This window comes from Nitratireductor rhodophyticola, assembly GCF_019891355.1.
GTDB classification, from domain to species: domain Bacteria; phylum Pseudomonadota; class Alphaproteobacteria; order Rhizobiales; family Rhizobiaceae; genus Nitratireductor; species Nitratireductor rhodophyticola.
The window spans coordinates 719,420-744,941 of record NZ_JAHSSF010000001.1 but is presented as its reverse complement, the minus strand read 5'-3'; the positions used below and the strand labels follow the sequence as shown (position 1 = coordinate 744,941).

The 25,522-nt window shown below is 62.2% G+C and carries 24 protein-coding genes; 12 read left to right on the top strand and 12 right to left on the bottom strand.

Features of this window, described 5'->3' with window-relative positions; translation table 11 throughout:
* Window positions 1-110: 110 nt before the first annotated feature.
* From KUG85_RS03485 to KUG85_RS03450, 8 genes are all read right to left on the bottom strand, one after another.
* Window positions 111-851: an NUDIX hydrolase gene (locus KUG85_RS03485; RefSeq protein ID WP_223004492.1), complete on the bottom strand. Its 741-nt coding sequence runs from the start codon at window positions 849-851 to the stop codon at window positions 111-113.
* 17 nt (window positions 852-868) lie between these two features.
* Window positions 869-1,327, bottom strand: a complete 459-nt coding sequence (locus tag KUG85_RS03480; protein WP_223004132.1) for a DUF983 domain-containing protein — start codon at window positions 1,325-1,327, stop codon at window positions 869-871.
* Window positions 1,327-3,666, bottom strand: a complete 2,340-nt coding sequence (rnr, locus tag KUG85_RS03475) for a ribonuclease R (RefSeq protein WP_223004131.1) — start codon at window positions 3,664-3,666, stop codon at window positions 1,327-1,329. Before rnr ends, KUG85_RS03480 begins: the two co-directional genes overlap by 1 nt.
* 4 nt (window positions 3,667-3,670) lie before the next feature.
* Window positions 3,671-6,292, bottom strand: coding sequence for a type I DNA topoisomerase (gene topA / locus KUG85_RS03470; RefSeq protein ID WP_223004130.1), 2,622 nt, complete (start codon window positions 6,290-6,292; stop codon window positions 3,671-3,673).
* A gap of 740 nt (window positions 6,293-7,032) precedes the next feature.
* Window positions 7,033-8,166, bottom strand: a complete 1,134-nt coding sequence (gene dprA, locus KUG85_RS03465; RefSeq protein WP_223004129.1) for a DNA-processing protein DprA — start codon at window positions 8,164-8,166, stop codon at window positions 7,033-7,035.
* Window positions 8,163-8,777, bottom strand: coding sequence for a glycerol-3-phosphate 1-O-acyltransferase PlsY (gene plsY, locus KUG85_RS03460; protein WP_065817523.1), 615 nt, complete (start codon window positions 8,775-8,777; stop codon window positions 8,163-8,165). The genes dprA and plsY overlap by 4 nt, the downstream gene beginning before the upstream one ends.
* Before the next feature lie 29 nt (window positions 8,778-8,806).
* On the bottom strand, window positions 8,807-10,093 hold the full coding sequence (locus tag KUG85_RS03455; protein ID WP_223004128.1) for a dihydroorotase: 1,287 nt from the start codon (window positions 10,091-10,093) through the stop codon (window positions 8,807-8,809).
* Window positions 10,090-11,052, bottom strand: a complete 963-nt coding sequence (locus KUG85_RS03450) for an aspartate carbamoyltransferase catalytic subunit (RefSeq protein WP_090326197.1) — start codon at window positions 11,050-11,052, stop codon at window positions 10,090-10,092. The genes KUG85_RS03455 and KUG85_RS03450 overlap by 4 nt, the downstream gene beginning before the upstream one ends.
* A 205-nt stretch (window positions 11,053-11,257) precedes the next feature.
* On the opposite strand from KUG85_RS03450, the gene KUG85_RS03445 reads away from it, so the two are divergent.
* Window positions 11,258-12,886 carry an acyl-CoA dehydrogenase family protein gene (locus tag KUG85_RS03445; RefSeq protein WP_223004127.1) on the top strand — a complete coding sequence of 543 codons (1,629 nt, stop codon included), beginning with the start codon at window positions 11,258-11,260 and terminating at the stop codon, window positions 12,884-12,886.
* On the opposite strand, the gene KUG85_RS03440 is transcribed toward KUG85_RS03445, so the two are convergent.
* Window positions 12,868-13,806: an AEC family transporter gene (locus tag KUG85_RS03440; RefSeq protein WP_223004126.1), complete on the bottom strand. Its 939-nt coding sequence runs from the start codon at window positions 13,804-13,806 to the stop codon at window positions 12,868-12,870. The two genes, KUG85_RS03445 and KUG85_RS03440, sit on opposite strands and share 19 nt — an antisense overlap.
* 429 nt (window positions 13,807-14,235) lie before the next feature.
* On the opposite strand from KUG85_RS03440, the gene KUG85_RS03435 reads away from it, so the two are divergent.
* Both KUG85_RS03435 and KUG85_RS03430 read left to right on the top strand, forming a co-directional pair.
* The gene (locus KUG85_RS03435; RefSeq protein WP_223004125.1) at window positions 14,236-14,808 is read left to right on the top strand and encodes a hypothetical protein; all 573 of its coding nucleotides are present in this window, start codon (window positions 14,236-14,238) and stop codon (window positions 14,806-14,808) included.
* Window positions 14,808-15,140: a DUF6105 family protein gene (locus tag KUG85_RS03430; RefSeq protein ID WP_223004124.1), complete on the top strand. Its 333-nt coding sequence runs from the start codon at window positions 14,808-14,810 to the stop codon at window positions 15,138-15,140. The genes KUG85_RS03435 and KUG85_RS03430 overlap by 1 nt, the downstream gene beginning before the upstream one ends.
* Here the strand turns inward: KUG85_RS03430 and ruvX are convergent.
* Window positions 15,086-15,571: a Holliday junction resolvase RuvX gene (gene ruvX / locus KUG85_RS03425; RefSeq protein ID WP_223004123.1), complete on the bottom strand. Its 486-nt coding sequence runs from the start codon at window positions 15,569-15,571 to the stop codon at window positions 15,086-15,088. The two genes, KUG85_RS03430 and ruvX, sit on opposite strands and share 55 nt — an antisense overlap.
* 390 nt (window positions 15,572-15,961) lie before the next feature.
* On the opposite strand from ruvX, the gene KUG85_RS03420 reads away from it, so the two are divergent.
* From KUG85_RS03420 to KUG85_RS03405, 4 genes are all read left to right on the top strand, one after another.
* Window positions 15,962-16,669, top strand: coding sequence for a metal-dependent hydrolase (locus tag KUG85_RS03420; protein ID WP_223004122.1), 708 nt, complete (start codon window positions 15,962-15,964; stop codon window positions 16,667-16,669).
* 92 nt (window positions 16,670-16,761) lie between these two features.
* Window positions 16,762-17,049 (top strand): Asp-tRNA(Asn)/Glu-tRNA(Gln) amidotransferase subunit GatC, encoded by a 288-nt coding sequence (gene gatC, locus KUG85_RS03415; RefSeq protein ID WP_007006738.1) that lies wholly within the window; start codon window positions 16,762-16,764, stop codon window positions 17,047-17,049.
* A 60-nt stretch (window positions 17,050-17,109) separates the two neighbouring features.
* Window positions 17,110-18,591 carry an Asp-tRNA(Asn)/Glu-tRNA(Gln) amidotransferase subunit GatA gene (gene gatA, locus KUG85_RS03410; protein WP_223004121.1) on the top strand — a complete coding sequence of 494 codons (1,482 nt, stop codon included), beginning with the start codon at window positions 17,110-17,112 and terminating at the stop codon, window positions 18,589-18,591.
* 41 nt (window positions 18,592-18,632) lie between these two features.
* Window positions 18,633-19,442: a YdcF family protein gene (locus KUG85_RS03405; RefSeq protein WP_223004120.1), complete on the top strand. Its 810-nt coding sequence runs from the start codon at window positions 18,633-18,635 to the stop codon at window positions 19,440-19,442.
* Between the two features lie 122 nt (window positions 19,443-19,564).
* Here KUG85_RS03405 and KUG85_RS03400 read toward each other — a convergent pair whose 3' ends face one another.
* The gene (locus KUG85_RS03400) at window positions 19,565-20,032 is read right to left on the bottom strand and encodes a hypothetical protein (protein WP_171900105.1); all 468 of its coding nucleotides are present in this window, start codon (window positions 20,030-20,032) and stop codon (window positions 19,565-19,567) included.
* 2 nt (window positions 20,033-20,034) lie between these two features.
* Between KUG85_RS03400 and KUG85_RS03395 the strand changes: the two genes are divergently transcribed.
* From KUG85_RS03395 to KUG85_RS03380, 4 genes are all read left to right on the top strand, one after another.
* Complete coding sequence (locus KUG85_RS03395; RefSeq protein WP_223004119.1) at window positions 20,035-21,435, top strand: L-serine ammonia-lyase; 1,401 nt, start codon at window positions 20,035-20,037, stop codon at window positions 21,433-21,435.
* 72 nt (window positions 21,436-21,507) lie between these two features.
* Window positions 21,508-21,942, top strand: coding sequence for a DUF1489 family protein (locus KUG85_RS03390; protein ID WP_065817757.1), 435 nt, complete (start codon window positions 21,508-21,510; stop codon window positions 21,940-21,942).
* A 66-nt stretch (window positions 21,943-22,008) separates the two neighbouring features.
* Entirely contained in the window at window positions 22,009-22,746 is a 738-nt protein-coding gene (locus KUG85_RS03385; RefSeq protein WP_223004118.1) for a vWA domain-containing protein, read from the top strand.
* Window positions 22,743-23,438, top strand: a complete 696-nt coding sequence (locus KUG85_RS03380; RefSeq protein ID WP_065817510.1) for a DnaJ domain-containing protein — start codon at window positions 22,743-22,745, stop codon at window positions 23,436-23,438. The genes KUG85_RS03385 and KUG85_RS03380 overlap by 4 nt, the downstream gene beginning before the upstream one ends.
* A 47-nt stretch (window positions 23,439-23,485) precedes the next feature.
* Here the strand turns inward: KUG85_RS03380 and KUG85_RS03375 are convergent, their stop codons facing one another.
* A complete protein-coding gene (locus KUG85_RS03375; protein WP_374730075.1) occupies window positions 23,486-24,844 on the bottom strand; it encodes a serine hydrolase in 1,359 nt (452 codons plus the stop codon).
* A 341-nt stretch (window positions 24,845-25,185) separates the two neighbouring features.
* Here KUG85_RS03375 and clpS point away from each other — a divergent pair, with 341 nt between their 5' ends.
* Window positions 25,186-25,515 (top strand): ATP-dependent Clp protease adapter ClpS, encoded by a 330-nt coding sequence (clpS, locus tag KUG85_RS03370; RefSeq protein ID WP_065817756.1) that lies wholly within the window; start codon window positions 25,186-25,188, stop codon window positions 25,513-25,515.
* The last annotated feature ends 7 nt before the right edge of the window (window positions 25,516-25,522 follow it).

The following is a 25,522-nucleotide window of genomic DNA, read 5'->3' as shown; positions in this document are numbered from 1 at the left end:
GCATCATTTGAAAGTGTTACAGCGTCCTTTGCGCGTCTTATAAGACGCGCGGCGCTGTAGCGCCACCGTCCCTCATGGTGAGCTTGTCGAACCACGCACCAGTCCTGACCCTAGATCAGCGCCCGCTCAAAGCGGTTGTAGCGCATGGAATAGAAGGGCACGGGCGCTCCCGGCTTGAGCTCCGGATCAACCTTGAGACGCTGTTCCAGATCATCGAGGATCGTGCAGGTGATGAGCGGAACCTCGGTTTCCTTGGCTTCGGGAATGGGAAGCCAGACCAGCTCTTCCAGCTCGTGGGTCGGGCCACCATCGGGCAGTTCCACGGCCACGTCATCGCGCCAGGCGGCCAGAAAGCGGGTGTCGAAGCGGCGCACACGACCGGGCGGCGTGATCGCACGGGCGATGTAACGCAGGCCGGAAAGCGAGGGGCAAACGCCGTTTTCGGCAAAGCCCTGCCAGTCCTTCGCTGTCGTGCTGAATGTGCCTTTTTCGCCGATCAGAAGACCGGCTTCCTCATAAGTCTCGCGGATTGCCGACATGGCGACGGCGCGCGCACGCGCTGCCGTAGCGCGCGAACCGGTGCCGATCAGCCGGCGCTCTTCGTCAGGGTGCAGACCTGCGGCAACGGGAATGCGGCCATCGGCGGGATCGGTGCGTCCGCCGGGAAACACGAAACGGCCGGGCATGAACGCGTGTTTGCGATGGCGACGCCCCATCAGCACCCGGACCTCGTCACCGCTGCGATCGAGCAGGATGAGGGTTGCCGCGTCGCGCGGCCGCATGGGCTTGCCGCCGAGCGAAAAATCCTTTGCTTCCGCGCGGTCGACGGCAGCCTTGTCGAGGCCATCCATGCGGTTGGGCCGCCCGCTCATGAGCGCCTCCCGGAGTGTTCGGGAAGCTCCGGGTGGGTTTCCGGCAGGTCTTCCTCATCGCCGAAGCCGTGCATGTAATAGGCCCATTGCAGGCCGACGATCGCCCCCTTGACCGGTCCGATCAGAATGAGCGACATGATCAGCGTGACCGGCACCCAGATCGAAAGATGCACCCAGCCGGGCCAGTCGGTGAACGCCTCCATTCCCATGAAGGCACCGACGACGATGTGACCGACGATGAAAATCACCAGATAGGCCGGAAGATCGTCGGCGCGGTGATGGTGAAGTTCTTCTCCGCATTCAGGACATTGATCGGCGGTTTTCAGATAGGCGCGAAAGAGTTTTCCCTCGCCGCAACTGGGGCAACGCCCCATAAAGCCGCGTTTCATGGCTTCCATTAGGGGACGTTCGGGCTTCTTTGGCGCTGCTGCGCCGCCGTAGATTCTCTCTTCCATCATCGTCTCCTGCCCTGCGAGGCGCGGCGGCTTTTGCCCGAAGCGCGCCCGGAGCGACCCTTTGCCTTGTGGAGCGATTTCATCGATCCCGGCAGCTTCTCGGGCTTGCTCAGCATTTCAAAGCGCATGGCGCCGGCCAGCGGCGCGATCTCGACCAGCCGGACGGACACGCTGTCACCGAGCTGAAAGCCGCGCCCGCTGCGCTCGCCCACCATGGCATGCCGGGCTTCGTCATAGATATAGTATTCGTCTCCAAGCGTAGAGACAGGCACGAAGCCATCTGCGCCATAATCCGGCAACTGGACAAAAAGTCCCGCCTTGGCCACGCCGGAGATGCGGGCATCGAATTCTTCGCCGACGCGGCCCGACAGATGCTCGGCAACAAGCCGGTCCACCGTATCGCGCTCCGCCGCCATGGCGCGCCGCTCGGTGGCCGAAATCAGCGCTGCGATTTCTTCAAGCCGGGATTCCTCTTCCTGGGTCAGGCCATCCTTGCCGAGCCCGAGGGCCGCAATGAGCGCGCGATGGACGATCAGATCGGCATAGCGGCGAATCGGCGAGGTGAAATGGGCATAGCGCCGCAGGTTGAGGCCGAAATGCCCGAGATTTTCAGGCGCGTAGACGGCCTGGCTCTGCGAGCGCAAGACCACCTCATTGACGAGCTGTTCGTGCTCGGTGTCGCGCACGCGGGCGAGGATGGCGTTGAACTGGGCGGGCTTGAGCTGCGCGCCACGCGCCAGCGAGATCTCGAAAGTGCGCAGAAACTCCCGCAGCGCCTCCTGCTTGGCAAGCGACGGGGCATCGTGGACGCGGTAGACGAGCGCCTGGCGTTTGGCCTCAAGCGTTTCGGCCGCAGCCACATTGGCCTGCACCATGAACTCTTCGATCAGTTTGTGCGCATCGAGGCGCGGGGGCACGACGACGCGATCGACAGTGCCGTCCCCCTTCAGGAGAATTTTGCGCTCCGGAAGGTCGAGCTCAAGCGGTTGGCGGTTGTCGCGCCCGCGTTTCAGAACCGCGTAGGCATCCCAGAGCGGCTTCAGGATGGGCTCGAGAAGCGGGCCCGTCCTGTCGTCCGGCTCGCCGTCAATGGCCTTTTGTGCCTGCTGGTAGGAGAGTTTTGCCGCCGAGCGCATGATGACGCGATGAAAGCTGTGACCGACCTTCTGGCCGGACGCCGAAAAACGCATGCGCACGGCAAGGGCCGGACGCGGCTCGCCTTCGCGCAGCGAGCACAGATCGTTGGAAATGCGCTCGGGCAGCATCGGAACGACACGGTCCGGAAAATAGACGGAATTGCCGCGTTTCAGGGCCTCCCGGTCGAGTGCGGAACCCTGCCGCACATAATGCGCGACATCGGCAATGGCGACGGTGGCGATGAAGCCGCCGGGGTTCTTTTCGTCCGGGTCGGGCTCGGCCATGACGGCATCGTCATGGTCCTTGGCGTCTGCCGGGTCGATGGTGATGAGCGGCATGTCACGCCAGTCTTCGCGGCCTGAAAGCGTGACGGGTTTCGCGGCTTCCGCCTCGGCGATCACCCCGTCGGGGAAGATATGCGGAATCTCATGCGCGTGAATGGCGATCATGGAGACCGCCTTTTCGCTGGAAAGTGAACCGATGACCGAAGTCACCCTGCCGCGCGCCGGGCCATAGCGCCCGCCGGACATGGGCTCGATCTCGACCAGATCGCCATCCTGCGCGTCGTTCAGATCGTTCCCGTCAACCACGAGTTCGCGCTGCGTGCGCTCCACGGGCTCGATGCGAAAGGCGCCATCCTTCGATTTGCGGATGACACCGAGAAGGCTCTGCCGGCGTTTTTCGAACACCTTCATCACGCGGCCCGTATAGGCGGGGCCTTCGCTGCTTTCGGTCGGGAAGACACGGGCCAGGACGCGGTCGCCGATGCCGGCAGCCTTGCCGCCTTTCTGGGTGCGGAGTTCCACGAGGGGCAGGGGACCTGCACCCTCGTCCTGATCCTCCCGCTCTGCAGGCCGGGCCAGCAGGGCGCCGGAGGCATCGCGTGAGAAAACGTCGAGCACGACCACATGCGGCAGTGCGCCGGGGCGCAGAAGGCGCTTGCGCGTCTTCTTCAGAAGCCCCTCGTCCTGAAGATCGCGCAAAATGTCCTTGAGCCAGATGCGGTCGCCGCCCTTGAGGCCGAAAGCCTTGGCAATGTCGCGCTTCGATGTGCGGTCGGGATTGTCTTTGATGAAGCGCAGCACCGCATCGCGATCGGGAAGACCGTCTCCGGCTGCCGCCGTGGCAGATTTCGCGTTGCGTCCGGCTTTGCCGAGGGTGCGGGTCTTTGCTTTCGACTTGCCGGAAATGCTGCGCGCCAAGGCGTTATTCCTCTTTTTTGGCTGCGGTTTTCTTCTTCGCCGCGGTGGTCTTTTTCGCCGTTGTCGTCTTCTTCGCGGGAGCCTTCTTTTTCGCCGCCGGCTTCTTCTTGCCGCCCTTGGCCGCCTTGGCGGCAATCAGCTCCAAGGCTTCCTCAAGGGTGACATCCATTGGGTCCTTCCCCTTGGGAAGGGTGGCGTTGATCTTGCCGTGATTCACATAGGGGCCATAGCGCCCGTCGCGGACGGTGATCTTGCCGCCCTCGTCCGGATGATCGCCAAGCTCCTTGAGGGCCGTCGGCGTGGAACGTCCGCGCCCGCCCTTGGCCTGTTTTTCCGCAATCACCGTGACAGCGCGGTTGAGACCGATGGAGAACACGTCCTCGACGCTCTCGAGATTGGCGTAGGCGCCGTCATGGAGAAGGAAGGGACCATAGCGCCCGATACCGGCCGAAATCATCTTTCCGGATTCGGGATGCTGGCCGACATCGCGGGGGAGGGAGAGCAGCGCCAATGCCTTTTCGATGTCGATGGAATCACGCGCCCAGCCCTTCGGTAGGCCGGCGCGCTTGGCTTCCTTGCCTTCACCCCGCTGCACATAGGGGCCGAAACGGCCGGAGCGCAGCGTGATCTCTTCTTCGGTGTGCGGGTCCTTGCCGAGCACCTTGTCGCCGTCGAGGCCGTTTTCGCCATTTTCGCCATTGCCGGCCTCGCCGAACTGGCGGGTAAACCCGCATTCGGGATAGTTGGAGCAGCCGACAAACGCGCCGTGACGACCGAGTTTCAGGGAGAGCTGACCGGTGCCGCAGCGCGGACAGGCGCGCGGATCGCTGCCATCTTCCTTGGCGGGGAATGCGAGCGGCGCAAGTTCCTCGTTCAGCGCATCGAGAACATTAGTGACACGCAGTTCCTTGATCTCGTCCACATGGCCGGAGAAATCCTGCCAGAAGTCACGCAGAACCTCCTTCCAGGAAAGCTGGCCGTCGGAGATCTTGTCGAGCTTTTCCTCAAGGTCCGCCGTGAAATCGTATTCCACATAGCGCTCGAAGAAGTTTTCGAGGAATGCGGTCACGAGCCGGCCCTTGGCCTGCGGCATGAGCCTGCGCTTCTCAATCGTCACATAGTCACGATCCTCAAGCGTCTTGAGCGTCGCCGCATAGGTGGAGGGGCGGCCGATGCCCAGCTCTTCCATCTTCTTGATGAGAGAGGCTTCCGAGTAGCGCGGCGGCGGCTCGGTCGTGTGTTTGGTGGCGTCGATCTTCTCGCGCGTCTGCGTCTCGCCCTCGTGAATTTCGGGCAGGCGGCGGCTTTCCTCGTCCTCGGCGTTTTCGTCCTTGTCGATCGCGTAGGCGGCAAGGAAACCCTCGAACCGGATCACCGAACCAACGGCACGCAGGCCGGCATTGCGGGCACCGTTTTCGGCCGCGATCTCGACCGTGGTGCGCTCGATCTCCGCCGGCTGCATCTGGCTAGCGATGGCGCGTTTCCAGATCATTTCGTAGAGACGGGCCTGATCGGCATCGAGATAGCGGCGCACCTGATCGGGCGTGCGGGAGAAATCCGTCGGGCGGATCGCCTCGTGCGCTTCCTGCGCATTCTTGGCCTTTACCGAATAAAAGCGCGGTTTTTCGGGCAAATAGCGCTCGCCGAATTCCGCGCCGATCGCCTTGCGGGCCTGATCGAGCGCCTCGGGCGCCATCTGAACGCCGTCGGTACGCATATAAGTAATGAGGCCGGCTGTCTCGCCGCCAATGTCGATGCCCTCATAAAGGCGCTGCGCCACCTGCATGGTGCGCGACGCACCGAAACCGAGGCGCGAGGAGGCGGCCTGCTGCAGGGTGGAGGTGGTGAAGGGCGGGGCGGGATTGCGCCGCGTCGGCTTCGCCTCGACGGAGACCGCCCTGAACGAGGCGCCCTCAAGCATCGCCTTGATGTCGTCGGCCTGCTCCTGGCTCTTGATGTCGAGCTTCTGCAGCTTCTTTCCGTCGACTGTCGTCAGCCGCGCCTCAAAACTTTCCTGGCGCGGCGTGGCGAGCGTGGCGGCAATCTGCCAGTAATCCTCGCGGATAAACCGTTCGATCTCCGCCTCGCGATCGCAGACAAGCCGCAGCGCCACCGACTGCACACGGCCGGCCGAGCGCGCTCCCGGCAGTTTGCGCCACAGGACGGGCGAGAGCGTGAAGCCGACCAGATAGTCGAGCGCACGGCGCGCAAGATAGGCATCCACCAGCGGCGCATCCACCTCACGCGGATGAGAGAGCGCATCGAGTACGGCCTTTTTGGTGATGGCGTTGAAAACAACACGCTGGACCGGCTTGTCCTTCAGCACCTTTTTCTGCTTCAGCACTTCCAGCACATGCCAGGAAATCGCCTCACCCTCGCGGTCGGGGTCGGTGGCAAGGATCAGCGTGTCGGCATCCTTCACAGCCTTGGCAATGTCGCTCAGCCGCTTGGAGGACGGGCTGTCCACGCTCCACGACATGGCGAAATCCTCGTCGGGACGCACGGAGCCATCCTTGGGCGGAAGGTCCCGCACATGCCCGAACGAAGCCAGAACCTTGTAGTTCGAGCCCAGATATTTGTTGATGGTTTTCGCCTTGGCCGGCGACTCGACGATAACGAGATCCATAAGCTTTCAGATTTCCCCGCAGGCATCCGGCGTGTCGCGGCGCCTCGCAATTTGAACGAATCCAGCCTCGTCAAATGGCCGTGCTTTCTCGTTCGGTCAAGGGCCAATGGGAATTTCGTCCGCTGTAAAGCGCCTGTGGACAGGGTTTGTTTATCGTAAAATTTTCCGTTTATTTGTTTATAATGGTGTGTATACTCCATCTGGGTCCTTAATGGAGAATGATCGGGGACGGCAGGTAGCGGGCAACACGAAAGCACACGAAAGCAGCACCAAAAAGCATCGGACAACACGAAGGGGTGCCTGGACGAAAGGGTGCCTGGCGCAAGATCGCCGTGCGTCCATCCGGACGCACAAAGGACGATCTAAACTATGGATGGAGCATCGGAGCAGCCCGAAAACCGGTTTCCACTTTTCGGTCCGATGCACTAGATCGCCGTGCGTCCATCCGGACGCACAAAGGACGATCTAAACTATTGGTGGAGCATCGGAATAGTCCGAAAACCGGATTCCACTTTTCGGTCCGATGCTCTGGAAGGGAGTGTCGGCGAATGGGCGAACATTGCAGTGGGGGTCGAACAGACGCACTCGACTACATGCAGGCGATGCTCGGTCAGTTGCGGACGATGGCGCTCGCAGAACGCTGTGACATGCTCGCTTACATGATCGAGATGGCATATCTGGAGGCGGGTGACATCATCCGCGGCGACCAGCCATATCGTTTCGAAGGGAACGGGCTCGACCTAGATGTCCGGGGGAAGAAGCGAAACCGCGCTTCCTGAATGCCGTTCAAGCCGGCCAGCCAGATCGAGTTCGAGCAGCACGGTCAGCACCTGCGATGGATGCAGTTCCGTATGACGGATAATGTCGTCTATCAGTACGGGTGACGGCCCCATCGCCTGAGTGATGCGATCGCGGTCGCTGTCACTGGGTGGCGGAGCAGCCGAGAATGACGGCGGCTCTTCCAGGCTTTCCGGTCTCGAAATGGGCCTGTCCAGCAGCGGCGCGATGTGGGAGATCACGTCGTCGGCTTCGGTGACGAGGATCGCTCCGTCCTTGAGCAGAGCGTTCGTTCCGCCGGTGCGGGGGTCGAATGGCGATCCAGGCACTGCAAAGACAAGCCGCCCCATCTCTCCCGCCAGCCGTGCACTGATCAGGGAACCGGAACGCCTGGCGGCTTCCACCACAACGAGGCCAAAGGCAATCCCCGCGACGAGACGGTTGCGGCGCGGAAAATCGCGCGCCCGGGGCGACCACCCGAATGGCATTTCACTGAGAACGGTCCCGCGTTCTGCGATTTCCTCGAAAAGAGCGCAGTTTTCGGGCGGGTAGGGCTTGTCCAGCCCGCCGGCAAGGGCGGCGATGGTGCCGGTGTCGAGGCTGCCCTGATGAGCGGCGGCATCGATGCCCCGCGCCAGCCCGGAAGCAACGGAAAAACCGGCGCTTCCAAGTGCGGCCGCCAGTTGCCGGCCCATTTTCATGCCGGTGAGGGAGGCGTTTCGCGCGCCGACCAGTGCAACCGTCGGTCTGTGCACGATGGAGAGATCGCCCTTCATTGCCAAAAGGGGCGGGGGCTGATCCATGCGCCGCATCAGCGGCGGATAATCAGCTTCGCCCACGGCGACGAAGGCGGCGCCCAGACGCCGGGCTTCCTCCATCTCGCGCTCTGCATCCGCCCGTGAGGCGATGACGATCTGTCTTTTTGCCCCGCCACGCTGCGCGAGCTCGGGCAGCATCTCCAGAGCCGTTTCGGCAGAGCCATAGTGATTGACGAGCTGGCGGAATGTCACCGGGCCGACATTCTCGCTGCGCAGCAGTTGAAGCCAGGCGAGGCGCTGTCGGTCGCTAAGCCGCGCGCCTTCGCCGGGCGCGTTCACCCCTTGCCCCCGATACGGGTTTCGGTGCCCGCCATCAGTCGGGAGATGTTGGTACGGTGTTTGATAAACACGATCACGCTCATGAGGATGAAAAGTTCCGCCGCCTGGACATAGTCCAGAAGATAGAGGCCGACCGGAACGGCGATGGCGGCCACGAGGGCGGAAAGCGACGAATACCGGGTGATGAAGGCCACCGCGAGCCAGATTCCGGCAAAGATGAGAGCCCCCGGCCAGGCGATGGCGATCAGGACGCCGAGATAGGTGGCGACGCCCTTGCCGCCGCGAAATCCGAGCCAGACCGGAAAGAGATGGCCGAGAAACGCGCCAAGCCCCGCCGCGACAGCCTGATCGGGCCCGTAAAGGCCGGCCAGCAGAACGGCGACCGTGCCCTTCAGCGCATCGCCAAGGAGCGTGAGGGCCGCGAGCTTCTTGTTGCCTGTGCGCAGCACGTTGGTTGCGCCGATATTGCCCGAGCCGATCTTGCGGACATCGCCAAGGCCGGCAAGCCGCGTCACGATAAGGCCAAACGGAATGGAGCCGAGCAGATAGCCGAAAAGGAGCGCGGCCACGAGATAGGGCAGTGCTAGCTGCCAACTGATGGGATCCGGCATCGGGCTCTCTCCCCTGAAACTGCGTTCACTCAGGCCGTGAACACTGTGCGGCCTGCAACCATTGTTTGCAAGACCCGGCCCTGCATTCGCGCACCTTCGAAACACGTGTTCTTTGAAAGTGAGCGAATATCCGTCTCGCGCACGATCCACGGCGCGTCGAGGTCCACCAAAACCAGATCTGCGCCTGCTCCGGGTTTCAGCGTTCCGCCGGGCAGGCCGAACAGACGCGCCGGCGCGGTTGACAGGCACTCGACAAGACGCATGAGCGGCAGGTCGCCATTGTGATAAAGGCGTAGGGCCGCCGCCAGAAGCGTCTCAAGCCCGATGGCACCGGCCTCGGCTTCGGCAAAGGGAAGGCGCTTCGTATCCACGTCCTGCGGATCGTGCGAGGAGACAATAATGTCGATCGCCCCCGTTTTGAGCGCTTCGACCATGGCGAGCCGGTCATCCTCGGTGCGCAAGGGCGGCGAAAGCCGGAAGAAGGTGCGATAATCGCCGATATCGTTCTCGTTCAAGGTCAGGTGGTTGATCGAGACGCCGGCACTGACATCCGCGCCATCATTTTTGGCGCGGGCAATGGCTGCCGCCGACATGGCGGTGGAAATCTTGGCCGCGTGATAGCGTCCGCCGGTCAGTCCGGCGAGCATGAGATCGCGGCTGAGCGGTATGGTTTCGGCCTCTCGTGGAATGCCGGGAAGCCCGAGCCAGCTTGCGAAAAGCCCTTCATTCATCACGCCCGAGGACGCCAGATGCGGGTCCTGCGTCTCGTGAGCAATGGTGATGCCGAGATCGCGGGCATAGGTGAGGGCGCGCCGCATCACCAGCGCGTTGGCGATGGTCGAACGCCCCTCGGTCAGCATGACCGCGCCCGCCTCACGCAGCAGGCCGAATTCGGAGAGCTCCTTACCGGCAAAGCCCCTGGTCACGGAGGCGGCGGGAAAAACATTGACTGTCGCCGTCTCACGCGCGGTGCGTTTAACGAACTCAACCAGCGCAACATCGTCGATCACGGGCGTCGTATCGGGCATCATGATGACCGAGGTCACGCCGCCTGCGGCAGCGGCCCGGCTCGCCGAGGCGATGGTTTCGCGATGTTCCGCGCCGGGTTCACCGATGAACACACGCGAATCCACCAGGCCGGGAAGGATGGCATGCCCCCGGCAGTCGACGGTCCGGGCGTTCTCGGGCGCGCCCTGATTGTGCGCGTCGGCGCCGGCGGCAACGATCTTGCCGTCGGCGACGATGACCGAACCGTTTTCGTCCATGCCGCGCGAGGGGTCGACTATACGGGCGTTCTGAAAGACGGTCGCGCTCATGCCGGGCCTCCCTCGGCGTTGCGTCGCGGATCGAGCAGCGCTTCCATCACGGCCATGCGCACGGCCACGCCCATCTCCACCTGCTCCTGAATGAGGCTTTGCGGCCCGTCGGCGATCTCGGAGGCGATTTCCACGCCGCGATTCATGGGGCCGGGATGCATGACCAGCACGTCGTCCTTGGCAGCCTTCAGTTTCTCTGCGTCGAGGCCGAAATGGCGGAAATACTCCCGCACCGAGGGAATGAGCGATCCCGCCATCCGCTCACGCTGGAGCCGTAGCATCATCACGATGTCCGCCCCCTTGAGGCCTTCATCCATGCGCGTAAAGGGCTCGACGCCCATCTGTTCGATGCCGGCGGGAAGAAGCGTCGAGGGCGCAACGACCCGCACCCGCGCGCCCATTGCATTCAGCAGAACGATGTTCGAGCGCGCCACGCGCGAATGCAGCACATCGCCGCAGATCGCCACGGTGAGCCCGCCGATTCGGCCTTTCGCGCGGCGGATCGTCAGCGCATCAAGCAGCGCCTGCGTCGGGTGCTCATGGGCACCATCGCCGGCATTGACGACCGAGCACGAAACCTTTTGTGCGAGCAGGGCTGCAGCACCGGCCGCCGCGTGCCGGATCACCAGAATGTCGGGCCGCATGGCGTTCAGCGTGATCGCGGTGTCGAGCAGCGTCTCGCCCTTCTTGGTCGAGGAGCTTGCGACTGACATGTTCATGACATCCGCGCCCAGCCGCTTGCCGGCCAGTTCGAACGAAGACTGGGTGCGTGTCGAGGCTTCGTAGAAAAGGTTGATATGCGTACGGCCGCGCAGCGCGGCCGTTTTCTTCTCCTGCTGCCGTGAAATGGCTACGGCGGCGTCAGCCCGGTCGAGAAGGGTTTCGATGTCGAGGGGCGACAGCCCCTTGATGCCAAGCAGATGGCGGTGCGGGTAAAGTGGGAAAGAGGCGTTTGTCATCTCAAGAGCCTGCTATAGGCCGCAGTCTGGTGGGCTGCAAGCGCGCATCGCGTGCGAAGCACATCAACGGGGCACAAATAACAGGTTTTGTGTTTTTGTGGTTCATCGCGCTTTCATCGATTGGCAAGGTGTGCTTGCCACTATGAAGCGTCGAGCGCGCCTTGATTCCCGACGCGCCGCATTTTTGTTGTGATAGAGTGAAGCCGTGACGCACGAAGTAACCAACCAGTCGCCTCCGATCGCCGGGACCAATGCCTGGCGCAGCGATCCTTTGCTGATGCAGGCGGCGGAGCGGTTTTCCGAGCCCGTGCGCAAAGAGCTCGATACGCTCGGGCGTTTCGTGCGCAATCAGGAGGCGCTCGATCTGGCCCGGCTGGCCAATGCCGAGACGCCCCAGCTCAGAACCCATGACCGATACGGCAACCGGCTCGATCTGGTTGAGTATCACCCCGCCTATCACGCACTGATGCGCCGTTCGGCCGCCAATGGGCTTCATTCCTCCATCTGGGAGAAGACAGAAGCGGAGGCGGGCCATCGCCACCAGATACGCGCCGCGCGCTTTTATCTGACTGCGCAGCTTGAATGCGGGCATCTGTGCCCGCTGACCATGACGAATGCCTCGCTGGCGGCGCTAATGGCGGACAACACGCTGTTTCGCCGCTGGGCGCCGCGTGTGGCCGTCCGCAAATACGATCATTCGAACAAGCCCGTCGCTCAGAAAAGCGGCATCACCATCGGCATGGGGATGACCGAGAAACAGGGTGGAACCGATGTGCGCGCAAACACGACCCGCGCCGAACGCCTTGAAGGTAAGATTTATCGCCTGACCGGGCACAAATGGTTCCTGTCGGCGCCGATGTCGGACGCCTTTCTCGTTCTGGCGCAGGCCGACAAGGGGTTGTCCTGTTTCCTCGTTCCGCGCGTGCTTGAAGATGGCACCGGAAACGGCCTCCATCTCCAGCGCCTGAAAGACAAGCTCGGCAATCGCTCGAATGCGTCCTCGGAAGTGGAATTCCACGGAACGATGGGCGAACTGGTTGGCGAGCCGGGTGGTGGGATCCGCACCATCATGGACATGGTGACGCTGACGCGGCTCGACTGTGCACTGGGCTCAGCGGGCATGATGCGTGCCGCACTGGCGGAAGCCGTGCATCACACGCGCCACCGTAAGGCTTTCGGCGCGCGGCTCATCGAGCAGCCGCTGATGATGCGAGTGCTTGCCGACATGGCCCTGGACGTCGCCGCCGCAACGGCGCTTTCTATGCGGCTCGCACGCTCCTTCGACGAGGCGGCCGACAGCCGCGGCGATGCGGCTTTCGCCCGCGTCATGACGCCGGTCGTCAAATACTGGGTCTGCAAGCTGGCGCCCGCCGTCACCTATGAGGCGATGGAGTGCCTGGGCGGCAATGGCTATGTCGAGGAGGCCCCGCTCGCCCGTCACTACCGTGAAGCCCCGGTCAACGCGATCTGGGAAGGCTCCGGCAATGTGATGGGGCTCGACGTTCTGCGGGTCCTCGAACGCAACGCCGGGCTTTTTGACGAGGTGCTGGGCATGATCGGCGGGGATCTTGGCGAAAAGGGTGGAGCGACGCTCGAGGTTCTGGCCGCCGCAGCCCGCGTGTGTCAGACGGACGAGGGCTCGGCGCGCATCCTGACCGAGCAGCTCGCGCTCGCCGCTGCAGCGGCCGAACTCAAGCGCATGGGCGCCGGCCGTGTTGCCGATGCCTTCATCGAGACGCGTCTGGCCGGCCAGTGGCGCAGCACCTATGGCATGCTGGATGCGCGCCATGACGCGGCTTCCATCCTCGATGTGCTTTACCCCGAGGCGAGCTGAGCCACGACTGTCAGAACCAGCGGTATCGTGAAGAAGGCGAGTGCCGTCTGCAGTGTGGTGATGCTCGCATAGAGCGGTGCATCGCCACCAAGCTGTCGTGCGAGAAGATAACCGTTCATTGCGGTCGGGACCGCAGCGCAAAGTGCCAGATAATCGAGCGCCGGGCCCGAAACGCCAAAGGCAAGCGCGATCGAGATCATCAACACCGGAAAGAAAACCAGCTTTAAAAAAGCGGATGTCCAAAGTGCCGCCCGTGCGGCGAGGAAATCGCCCGGGCGCAGGCTCGCACCGATGGTCAAAAGCCCCATGCCGAGCGCGGCGCGTCCGACCAGGTCCAGCGTCTGGTTCAGCGGCGGATAGAGACCGAACGGCATGAAGCGCAGCACGACGGCCGCCGCCGCCGCCAGCACCATCGGATTGCGCGCAACGTCCAGAAGCACTTTCGACCAGGATGCGCTGCTGTCGGCGAAGCGCGTCACAACGAACACAGAAGCGATGTTGATGGGAATGATGATCGTCGCCATCACCAGCGCGACCACGGCGGCACCCTCAGGCGGAAAGAGTTTCTGCGCCACAGCCAGTGCCATAAACCCGTTCCAGCGTATGGCCGTCTGGAACAGCGAGGAATACTGACTGTGCCGGATCAACCGGCTCGCCCTGAGCACCGGCCACAGCGCCAGGACCAGCAAGATCATCGCAAAGACCGAGACCGAAAGCGCGCCGAGCAGGGCATCGAGCCGGAGTTTTGAGAAATCGGCGTTGGCAATCGTGATGAAAAGCAGCGCCGGGTAGAGGAACCAGTAGCAAAGCTGCTCGAGCCCCGGCCACGTCTCATCCCGGATGAGCGGCGTCCGCCGCAACACATTGCCCGCAATGATGAGCAGGAAGATCGGAAGGATGCTTTCGAAAATAGCGAACATGGGGAATCCGGCGGCAGGAGGGTTCTTCTAGGGTCAGGACCCATTAATATGGCCGCAATGGTCGGCCAGATTTGTGCGGATACGCGAAGCAAGGTCGCAGGAAGACTTCATGTCTTTCAAGGCCTTGCGACAAAGTAGGCCGTGCAAGTCAGGCCGATCCGAAGGACGCTCGATAGACCAGCGACCTGCCGCGGCAAACCCCTTGACCGGGGAAAGGCCCCGCTCTGCGGGCGTTTCCTCGCATCTCTTGGTCTATCGAACGCCATTGCGGCCATATTAATGGGTCCTGACCCTAGCTAATGGTCGATATTGAAACTGTAAAGCGCGGGACGGGTGCGCGCCGCCTGTGAAAGTTAACCTTAACGATTGGTAAGCGTTGCAGGTCGATTTGCGTCGGTTCAGTGTGCTTCTCATCCAGAGGCGAGACTCATGAACCGCACATTCGCAATCCTTCTGTCGGTCTATTGGACCGTCAATTTCGGCCTTGCCGCCTGGTCGGCCGCGCTGGCCGAAGGCATCATGATGCCTGCTGGCGCACCAGGTGCGGACAGCGTCTGGCAGGCGGCGCAGTTTTTCGGCCATCTGGGCGTGGTGCTCGGCAACGCGCTCGTCGCCGCCCTCTTTGCATGGACGCTGCTCGTGTCGCTGCTTGAGGAGGGGGACCGGCGCGAGACCGCAAATCTCGCCGGGCTTGCCTGCGCCGCTGCGCTGGTCATGCTTCTGGTGGATGTTCTCTACGCGGGGCTCGCTGCGAAGGCGGCAACAGTCGCTCCCTCGGCCGCGATAACGATGAAGTTCCTGGCCGTGCTCGCGACACATCTGGTTCTGCGCCGTGTTGAAGTTGGCGCGGAGAGCGAAGAAACGGTGCCGGCAATGCGGACCGCATCCCGTGTCTCGACGTTGCGCATTATCGATGCCGCACACGACACAATGGCTGATCGTGTCGCGCGAAGACAGCGCCTGCGCTTCGCACCGCCCGCCAACGACCATGGGAACCCGTGATGCGCTACCTGTTGATCTTCTGGGCACTCCCGCTTGGTCTGTTCTGGGGCTGGTACGGCCTGTCCTATCATGACATCAATTTCGGCCTCGGCTTTTTCAGCCGCGAGATGAACGATCTTCTGTTCCGGATCTACGGCGACATTCTGGGCATCGATCCCGCGATCATTCCCGGCATGGTGGCGCGCGCCTGCGTGCTCGACAGCTTTATCCTTCTGGGCATCGTCGCTTTCAGGCGCCGACGTGCTCTCTGGGGCTGGTTCAGGGAGAAACGCGCCGCTTATCGGTCCCGCGACGCAGCACCCGAAGCGCGCAACCTGTCCAGCGCGCCCTGAAGGATGAAGGCGGCAGCGGCCGAATCGATCCGCTCCGCCCGTTTCCGGCGCGATACATCCATTTCAAGCAGCGCCCGCTCTGCGGCAACCGTCGACATGCGTTCATCCCAGAAGGCGACCGGCAGGTCTGTCAGCCGCTCAAGATTGCGAATGAAGGCGCGCGTGGACTGCGCGCGCGGGCCTTCGCTGCCATCCATGTTCACCGGCAGGCCGATGACGACCCCGCCGACATTGTCGCGCTTGAAGGCGGCAAGCAGCGCTTCGGCATCCTGCGTGAACTTCTTGCGCATGATCACCTGACGGGGGGTTGCCAGAGACAGCCCGCGATCGGACACGGACAGCCCGATGGTCTTGGTGCCAAGATCGAGCCCGGCCAGCGTCTGGCCTGCATCGAGAAAAGCGGGGAGTTCCTGCAGGTCGACCACTGACAAAACTGTGTTCTCCGATTACGACTGTGGGATCGTTCTAGGGGCAGGACCTATTAATATGATCACAATGGCGTTCGATAGACCAAGAAATGCAAGGAGAAGCCCGCAGAGCGGGGTCTTCCCCCCGGTCAAGGGGTTTGACGCGGCAGATCGCCGGTCTATCGAGCGTCCTTCGGATCGGCCTGATTTGCACGGCCTACTTTGTCGCAAGACCTTGAAAGACGTGAAGTCTTCCCGCGGTCCTGCTTCGCGTATCCGCACAAATCAGGCCGACCATTGCGACCATACTAATAGGTCCTGACCCTAGCGCTGCGGCGGTTACACGAAAAGCCGCCATTGCGCGATAGTCGCCACTGACGGCGCGGCGCGACAACCGACAAGGAGGACAATTCCATGGAGCTGACCTGGTACGGGCATTCAGCATTTCGCGTGGATGCGGGCGATGCGCACATCCTGATCGATCCCTTTCTGAGCGGGAACCCTTCCTGGAACAATGGGTGGGAGGAGCCGGCTGAAGGCGTGACACATGTGTTGCTCACCCACGGCCATGACGATCACATCGGCGATGCGGTCGATATTCTGAAGAACACCGGCGCCATGCTGGTCGCCAATTTCGAAATCTGCATGTTCCTTGTCGGCAAGGGCGTGGACCAGAACCGCATCAACCCCGGCAATCACGGCGGCACCGTCGATTGCGGCGGCTTCACCACCACCTTCGTCAACGCGCTGCATTCCTCGTCGTCTGCGGGCGAGGGCGGTGCGAACACCTATCTGGGCAATCCCGCCGGTCTTGTCCTGCATTTCCCCGGTGACAAGACGCTCTATCACATGGGCGACACCGACATTTTCGGCGACATGGCGCTGATTCAGGAATTGCATCAGCCCGATATCGGCCTCGTGCCGGTTGGCGACCGCTTCACCATGGGCGGCGCGGTGGCGGCTCTTGCCTGCCGACGCTATTTCAAGTTCGAGACGGCGCTGCCTTGCCATTTCGGCACGTTCCCGATCATCGATCAGACCGCGCAGAAATTCATCGAGGGGATGGAAGGTTCGGGTGTGAACGTGCCGGCGCTGAAGGTCGGCGAGACGATTTCGCTATAGCAATTCCGGTGCGCCGGAGCGCGTTGGCGGTTGCACGCCGCCCGCGCGCCGATTATAGCCGTGGCGCAGCCAATAAGCGCCTGGAGAAAACCATGTCCGTGGACATCGATACCGTGAAGCGCGTTGCGCGCCTTTCCCGCATTGCCGTTGATGAGGCCGATGCAGAGCGCATGACCGGCGAACTGAACGCCATTCTCGGTTTCGTCGAGCAACTGAACGAAGTGAATGTTGAAGGTGTCGAGCCGATGACCTCCGTCATCCCGATGGCGATGAAGAAGCGCCAGGACGGCGTGACCGACGGCAGCAAGGCTGACGATATCGTCGCCAATGCGCCTGCTTCGGAAGACAATTTCTTCGTCGTTCCCAAAGTGGTCGAATAAGAGCGCCCCGCTTCCAAACCCATTTGCCCTGAAGGGCCTCCGGATTTTCACGGATCTTCCATGACAGAGCTCACCAAACTCACAATCGCCGAAGCGCGCGAAAAGCTCGCCGCCAAAGCTTTCACCGCCACCGAACTGACCGAGGCCTATCTTTCGGCCATCGACACGGCCAACGAAAAGCTGAACGCCTATGTCGCCGTCACGCACGACAAGGCGCGGGCGATGGCAAAGGCGAGTGACGACAAGATCGCCAGGGGCGAGGCGGGCGCGCTGGAAGGCATTCCGCTCGGCATCAAGGATCTTTTTGCCACGCAAGACGTCCACACCCAGGCGGCCAGCCACATTCTCGATGGTTTCAGGCCGAAATACGAATCCACCGTCACGGCCAATCTGTGGGCTGATGGCGCGGTGATGCTCGGCAAGCTCAATATGGACGAGTTCGCCATGGGCTCGTCCAACGAGACGTCATACTATGGTCCGGTCATCAACCCATGGCGCGCCGAAGGCTCCAATGCCGACCTCGTTCCCGGCGGCTCTTCGGGCGGTTCGGCGGCAGCCGTAGCGGCATTCCTGTGCGCGGGGGCGACCGCAACGGACACCGGCGGCTCGATCCGCCAGCCCGCCGCCTTCACCGGCACGGTCGGCATCAAGCCGACCTATGGCCGCTGTTCGCGCTGGGGCACGGTGGCCTTCGCCTCCTCGCTCGATCAGGCAGGGCCGATTGCGCGCGACGTGCGTGACGCGGCAATCCTTCTGAAATCCATGGCGTCCGTCGACGACAGGGACACGACCTCCGTCGATCTTCCAGTGCCGGATTACGAAGCCGCCCTCGGCCAGTCGGTCAAGGGCATGAAGATCGGCATTCCGCGCGAATACCGTCTCGACGGCATGCCGGAGGAAATCGAGGCACTGTGGCAACAGGGCATCGACTGGATGCGCGATGCGGGCGCGGAGATCGTCGACATCTCGCTGCCGCACACGAAATACGCGCTGCCGGCCTATTACATCGTGGCACCGGCAGAAGCCTCTTCCAATCTCGCGCGCTATGACGGCGTGCGGTATGGCCTGCGCGTGCCCGGCAAGGACATTGCCGACATGTATGAGCAGACCCGCGCCGCCGGTTTCGGCCGTGAGGTCAAGCGCCGCATCATGATTGGCACCTATGTGCTGTCGGCCGGCTACTACGACGCCTACTACCTGAAAGCGCAGAAGGTACGCACACTCATCAAGCGCGACTTCGAACAGGTTTTCGATCAGGGCGTGGATGCGATCCTGACGCCGGCCACGCCGTCGGCTGCCTTCGGCGTTGCTGATCAGGAGATGGCGTCCGATCCGGTGAAGATGTATCTGAACGACATTTTCACCGTGACGGTGAACATGGCGGGCCTTCCGGGCATCGCGGTGCCGGCCGGACTTGACGCAAAGGGGCTGCCACTCGGCCTGCAGCTCATAGGCAAGCCGTTTGAAGAAGAAACGCTGTTCCGCACAGCACACGTGATCGAACAGGCCGCAGGCCGTTTCGCACCGAACAGGTGGTGGTAATGCCCATGGCGCGGCTCGCTTCCTGATAGAAAGGCCGCGTCATGTTCCATTTTATCTCTGCGATTGGCTGGCTGTTCCTGCAGCCACTCGGCCTTGCCGCAATCCTGATTGCGGTGTCGTTGGTCACCGCTTTTTTCGGCTGGCGCCGCCTGTCCATGATGGCAGGCGGTCTCTCTTTTCTGGTTCTCTTTCTGTCCGCCTGGACGACGCTTGGCGCGCTTCTTCTCGGACCGCTCGAAGACCGTTTTCAGAAGCCCGACCCCGTCCCGGAGAGGGTTCACGGCATCGTCGTTCTGGGTGGCGGGCTGGAAGGCTCCATCAACAGTGCGCGCGGCGGCCACGAGCTTAACGCCAGCGGCGACCGTTTCGTGGAGGCCGCGATCCTTGCGCGCCGCTTCCCACAGGCAAAAATTCTCATTTCCGGCGGGCAGGGCGCTGTATTCCTGAACGGTGAGGGCGATGCGGACACCGCACCGCGCCTTTTGACCGCACTGGGCGTCGACCCAGACCGCCTCATCCTCGAAAATCGCTCGCGCGATACCTATGAGAACGCTGCCTTTTCCAGAGAGATGGTGCAGCCGGCGGCAGGTGAGACATGGCTGCTCGTCACCTCCGCCTTCCACATGCCGCGCGCCGTCGGGGTGTTCCGCAAGGCCGGTTTCCCTGTGATGCCATGGCCGGTCGATTACAAGACGGCCGGCAATGAGAAGCCGGGCTTCGCAGAAGACAACGCGCTCGATTCGCTGCGCAATGTCACGGTCGGGATACGCGAGTGGATCGGCCTTGCCGCCTATCGCATCGCGGGCAGGACAGATGCATTTTTGCCCGCTCCGGAGGCATCCTTGGACTGAGTCGTGGTGTCTTCTTCGCGGTATGATGGTGCAATGCAGCAAAATTGTCCGTATTTCGCCACATCTCTTGAAAATTCCTTTACGCCTGCAAGTGATTGATTGCACTATGAAAGCCTGATTTTCTAAGGCTTTTTAACTGTTTCACAGCCGTCATTTTGCCGTTTTTGGACTTGCGGAAGCCTGCGCGGAGGAGTATCTCCCGCCGTCACGGATCGGCGATCGGGATCATCCCGTTCGGAGATCGGATAACAAAACGGGATATGCATGGACGATAGCGTTGAGAGATCCTGCTGGGGCGTGACCGCCAAAGCAGTGATCGGGCTTGCGGGAATAATCTTTCTGGCATGGCTCTTGATTGGCGCCGAAACGGCAGCGGTCGTAGCAACGGCAGGCTGAACTACCAGCAAAACCGCACAAAATCGGTTCTTTGAAGTTGAAGGGCGCAGCGCAACCGCTGCGCCCTTTGCTTGTTCGGGGAAATCGCCTACATCTTCGCATGTCGCGGTCACGCCAGAGCATGCCGCGCCGCAACCCGCCAATGGCCGCAGACCACTGGAAACTTTCTTGTGGTTACATTCTGGAGCCTTCACCCATGTTCCTTTCCGTTTTCGACCTGTTCAAGATCGGCATCGGACCGTCCAGTTCGCACACGATGGGGCCGATGACGGCGGCGGAGCGTTTTCTGGCTGAGATCGCGGGCGATGACTGGCCGCGCCCGGCGGGAAGCGCCGTGCACCGGCTCTCGGTGAGCCTGCATGGCTCTCTCGCCTTTACCGGTGTCGGGCACGGCACGGACCGGGCGGTCATACTCGGGCTTGCAGGCTACAATCCGCTGACCGTTGATCCCGACCGGATGGACGGGCAGCTCGCCACCATCGCCGCCGAAAAGATGGTGCGGCCGGCAGGGCATCCGCCTTACCACTTCGACCCGGAAACCGATCTTGTGCTGGACAAAAAGCAGGCTCTGCCGGGGCATGCCAATGGCATGGCATTCAACGCCCATGATGTGGACGACAGGCTTCTCCTTCGGCGGATCTATTACTCCATCGGCGGCGGTTTCGTGGTTTCCGAGGAAGAGCTTCAGACACTCAAGAGCGAATCCGCAAAGCCCGCCAGGGACGATGTACCGTTTCCCTTCGCCAGCGCCCGCGAAATGCTCGCCATGGCGGCCGAGAGCGGGCTCTCCATTGCCGAGATGAAACGGGCGAACGAAGAAAAGCACATGACGCGGGCCGAACTCGATGCCGGGCTGGACCGCATCTGGCAGGCGATGGACGCGTGTATCGAACGCGGCCTCTCGCAGGACGGTGTCATGCCAGGCGGCCTCAATGTGCGTCGTCGCGCACGTCATCTGCACGAAAAGCTGGACGAGGACTGGCGTCAGAACCGTCCCAACCCATTGGCTGCAAACGACTGGCTTTCCGTTTTTGCGATGGCCGTGAACGAGGAAAACGCCAGCGGCGGACGTGTGGTGACCGCACCGACCAATGGCGCGGCAGGTGTGGTGCCGGCCGTCATGCGCTACTGGCAGAAGTTTCACGTGGATGCGGACACCAACGGCATCCGCGATTTCCTGCTGACGGCGGCGGCCATTGGCGGCATCGTCAAGCACAACGCCTCCATCTCCGGGGCGGAGGTGGGCTGCCAGGGCGAGGTCGGGTCGGCCTCCGCCATGGCTGCCGCAGGCCTTGCCGCCGTTTTGGGCGGCACGCCGGAGCAGGTCGAAAATGCCGCCGAGATCGCGCTTGAACATCACCTGGGCATGACGTGCGACCCGGTTGCCGGGCTGGTGCAGGTTCCCTGTATCGAACGCAACGCGCTGGGCTCTGTCAAAGCCGTCACGGCGGCTTCACTGGCCGTCAAGGGCGACGGCAAGCATTTCGTCTCTCTGGACGCTGCGGTGGAGACCATGCGGCAGACCGGAATGGACATGAACGAACGCTACAAGGAAACAAGCCTTGGCGGCCTCGCGGTCAATGTCGTCGAGTGCTGAGCGCGTTCAGACACTGTGGAGAGCGCACGGGCCGCGCTTGACCTTCACTGCCCGCCACCCGACATTCAGGACATGGCACTGAATCTCATAAAATTGTGCGTCGGCTGTGAAAGCGTCGAGCAACTGGAGGACTGGATCGCGCTGCGCGTTCGCGAAAAAAGGGCGCGTGGCGAGCCGGCTGAACACTTCCACACGACCCGCATGGTGCCCAAACGCGTCGATGAACTGACGGAAGGCGGCTCCCTCTACTGGGTGATCAAGGGATCGATTCAATGCCGGCAACGGCTTGTCGACATACGCCCGTTTCGCGATGCGGAGGGGGTGTCCCGTTGCCATCTCGTTCTGGAGCCCAGACTGGTGCGTACGCAGTTTCAGCCACGCCGGGCCTTTCAGGGATGGCGCTATCTGGATGCGAAGGATGCACCGGGCGATATCGGCAGTGCGGGAGACGATGCCGCGATGCCTCAGGAACTGCGCCGCGAGCTCTCTGAACTCGGCTTGCTGTAACGACCGTTCTGGCGCAGGCTTGTCGTCAGCCTTGCAACCGGTCCGAACACGCCCATCTTTCTCACCATGAGCGACAAGAAAACGCCTGCACCACACCGCGCCAAAGCCGATCTCGCCGGGCCCAAGTCCAGTTCGGGCGCGATCGACGCTTTCGTTCGGCATGCCCGTGCCGTTGCGCCGGTACACGGAACGGGCACAGGCCGCCTGATTCTGGCGCTCGACGCGACGATGAGCCGTCAGCCGACATGGGATCTCGCCTGCAAGCTTCAGGCGGAAATGTTCGACGCAGTCGGCAAGGCCGGTTCACTCAATGTCCAGCTCGTCTACTTCCGCGGTTTTGGCGAAAGCCGCGCCTCGCGTTTCGTGCGCGATACCGATGCGTTGAAAACGCTGATGACGAAGATCGACTGTCGCGGCGGCCATACGCAGATCGGCAAAGTTCTTGCCCATGCGCTGAAGGAAACAGCGCGCGAAAAGATCAACGCGCTTGTTTATATCGGCGATGCCATGGAGGAGAGCGTGGACGAGCTTTCCGACAGGGCCGGGCGGCTTGGCCTGAGCGGCGTTCCGGTCTTCGTCTTTCAGGAGGGGCACGATCCCGTCGCAGAGCGTGCCTTCCGTGAAATCGCCCGACTGTCGAAGGGGGCGTGGTTTCGGTTCGATTCACGTTCGGCAGCGGAACTCGGCAGGCTCCTGTCCGCTGTCGCCGTCTACGCGACGGGCGGGCTGAAGGCACTCAGCGATCGCAACCGGCCGGAGGATCGCAGGATGCTGGAGCATCTGCGCGGCGGAAAAGACCGATGACCTTTCCCTTCTTTCTCTTTGGGCTTCTGCTGCTTCTGGTTCTCGGCGGTCTTGCATTCGTCAATGCGAGCCCGAAGCGGGTGGCCGATACACTGCGAATAGTCGGCCCGGCAGTGCTGGCGCTCGTCGGTGTGGTGATGCTCTTTGCCGGCAGGGCGGGGATCGGCGGAATGCTGCTTTCGGCAGCCGCCGCCTGGTTCGGTTCGGCGCGGCTGAGAATGGGGCGGACCAAAACGCCTGGCCAGCGCTCAACCGTGCGGTCCGCTGCCATCGAGATGGAACTCGATCACGATAGCGGAAAATTGTCCGGTGTGGTTCTGGCCGGCCGGCACGAAGGGCGCCGGCTCGCGGACATGACGCAGGAAGAACTGCTTTCGCTCTACGCCGAACTCGAACGCGACGAGGAGAGCCTACGGCTTCTCGAAACCTATCTTGACAGCGAATTCCCCGCCTGGCGCGACAGCGCGCAGTCGGATGGCGACCGGGGGGAGGGAGTTGCGCCGGGCACGGGCCCCATGACCGAGGAGGAGGCCTATGAGGTCCTTGGTCTTGAACGAGGTGCGACCGTTGCGCAGATCAGAGAGGCTCACCGCCGCCTGATGCAGCGCCTGCATCCCGACATGGGAGGAACCTCGTCTCTTGCCGCCCGTATCAACGAGGCGCGCGACGTTCTGCTGTCCACTCATCACTGAATTTCCGCTACGCGCGACGCTATCCTGACTCATCTTCAACTCCGGTCTTACTGCTGCACGGCGTAGCAGGAGATGCTTTTCTTCTTGAGCGACGCACAGGCACCCCAGGCGTCGGACTTGCTGTCGAACCCGACGAAACGTGCGCGGTGATAGGTGATGCCACCCTTTTCGAACGTTTCGGTGATCGGCACGGCCCGCGCGAGGACCTGGCCGGCCTTCTTCTCGGTTTCGGCGAGGAACATGAGGGCTTCATCCTCACTCGGCATCGATGCGACCTGGATCACCCAGCCGCCCGGGGACGCTGCCCCCTGCGGCTCTGGCGCGGTGGAAGCCGTGGGCATCGGGTCGACCGCCGCAACCTTCGCACGCGGGCGCGGCACGGCAGTGTTCATGGCGGCGGCCTTGACTGGGGCCTCCGGCGCGTAGGCTGTCAGCGTTTCAGCTTCCGGCCGCTCGGTCGGCAGAGGCACCTGCTTGCCGGGGATCATTGCTGCAAGGGCCGTCCGGGCGCCGCCAGGCGCCTTGGCGATCAGCATGCGGTCACGCCCGGTGGAACCCTGGTTCAGGTAGCGCTTGATCAGATCGGCCATATGCGCGTCGCGGCTGCGCGACGTGCGGCCACCCAGAACCACGGCGACGATGCTGCGGCCATTTGCCTGCACGGAGCTGGCAAGATTGAAACCGGAAGCGCGGGTATAGCCGGTCTTGATGCCGTCGACTCCGTTGACGCGCCCGAGAAGGCGATTGTGGTTGCCGTAGCGGCGCTTCTTGTAGGTGAAGGAGGTGGTCTGAAAGTAGCTGTAATACTGCGGATAGTGCTCGCGCAGGGCGATGCTGAGTTTGGCCATGTCGCGCGCGGTTGTCTTTTGCTGGCTGTTGGGAAGGCCATGCGCGTTCTTGAACGTGGTGCGGGACATGCCGAGCTGACGTGCTTTCGCCGTCATCATGGATGCAAACTTGGCTTCCGAACCGCCGAGAAACTCGGCAACGGCCGTCGCCGCGTCGTTTGCGGAGCGGGTTACCAGTGCCCGGACCGCCTGATCGACAGTCAGGCTGTCGCCGGGGCGCAGCGCGATGTTCGTCGGGGGCTCGGCCGCCGCATTGCGTGACACGGGAATGCGCGTATCCTTGGAGATGCGCCCGCTCGCAAGCGCCTCGAAGATCAGATAGGCCGTCATCATCTTGGTGAGCGAGGCGGGATAGCGCGGCGCATCGGCATTCGATTCGTAAAGCACCTTGCCGGTCTTTGCGTCCATGACGATGCCTGCATATTTGGCGTTTGCGGAAGCCTGCTCCGCCGCGCCCAGCATGACGATACCTGAAACGAAAAGTGCCGTTAGAATCCTGCCTGAGAGCCGCACAAGATTCGCTCTACCCAACAACGCCTGACGCACGATTACACCCATTTGCATCTGGTTTCAGGCCGCGAGGCATCCCCACTCGCAGGCCCATTTCCCATCACCCTATCGGTGTCGGCGTTACCAATCCGTTTATGGTGAGCCATTCGTTGACGGAATTTCTTAACATTGACTCGAAATCGAACGATCTTTCCGGTCAAAGGGTGGCGAAGGCGGATCAACTGTCACGATGGCGTAGTTTTGAACGCAAAAGGCTTTCACCCATATTGTCAGGAACGCATAAGGGCTTAAAATTGTCGGAAGGGTACCTACATGTCCCACGTAAGGGCTCGGCACAGGGAATGGAATTTTTGAATATCGGTGAAGCCATGCAGCACGACGCCTGGCGAATGCAGGATGGCGAGGATGACGGTAACAGTTCCGACCGCGGGACTGCGGTCATCACGCGTACGAAAACCAAGACGAAGAAGCCGAGTCTCTATCGTGTATTGTTGCTGAATGACGATTACACGCCCATGGAGTTCGTCATTCACGTGCTTGAGCGCTTCTTCAGGAAGGATCGCGAGGCCGCGACCAGAATTATGCTGCACGTACACAATCACGGTGTTGGTGAATGTGGCGTGTTCACGTTCGAAGTGGCTGAAACCAAGGTAACGCAGGTGATGGATTTCTCCCGACAGCACCAGCATCCACTTCAATGCGTGATGGAAAAGAAATGAGGTACTG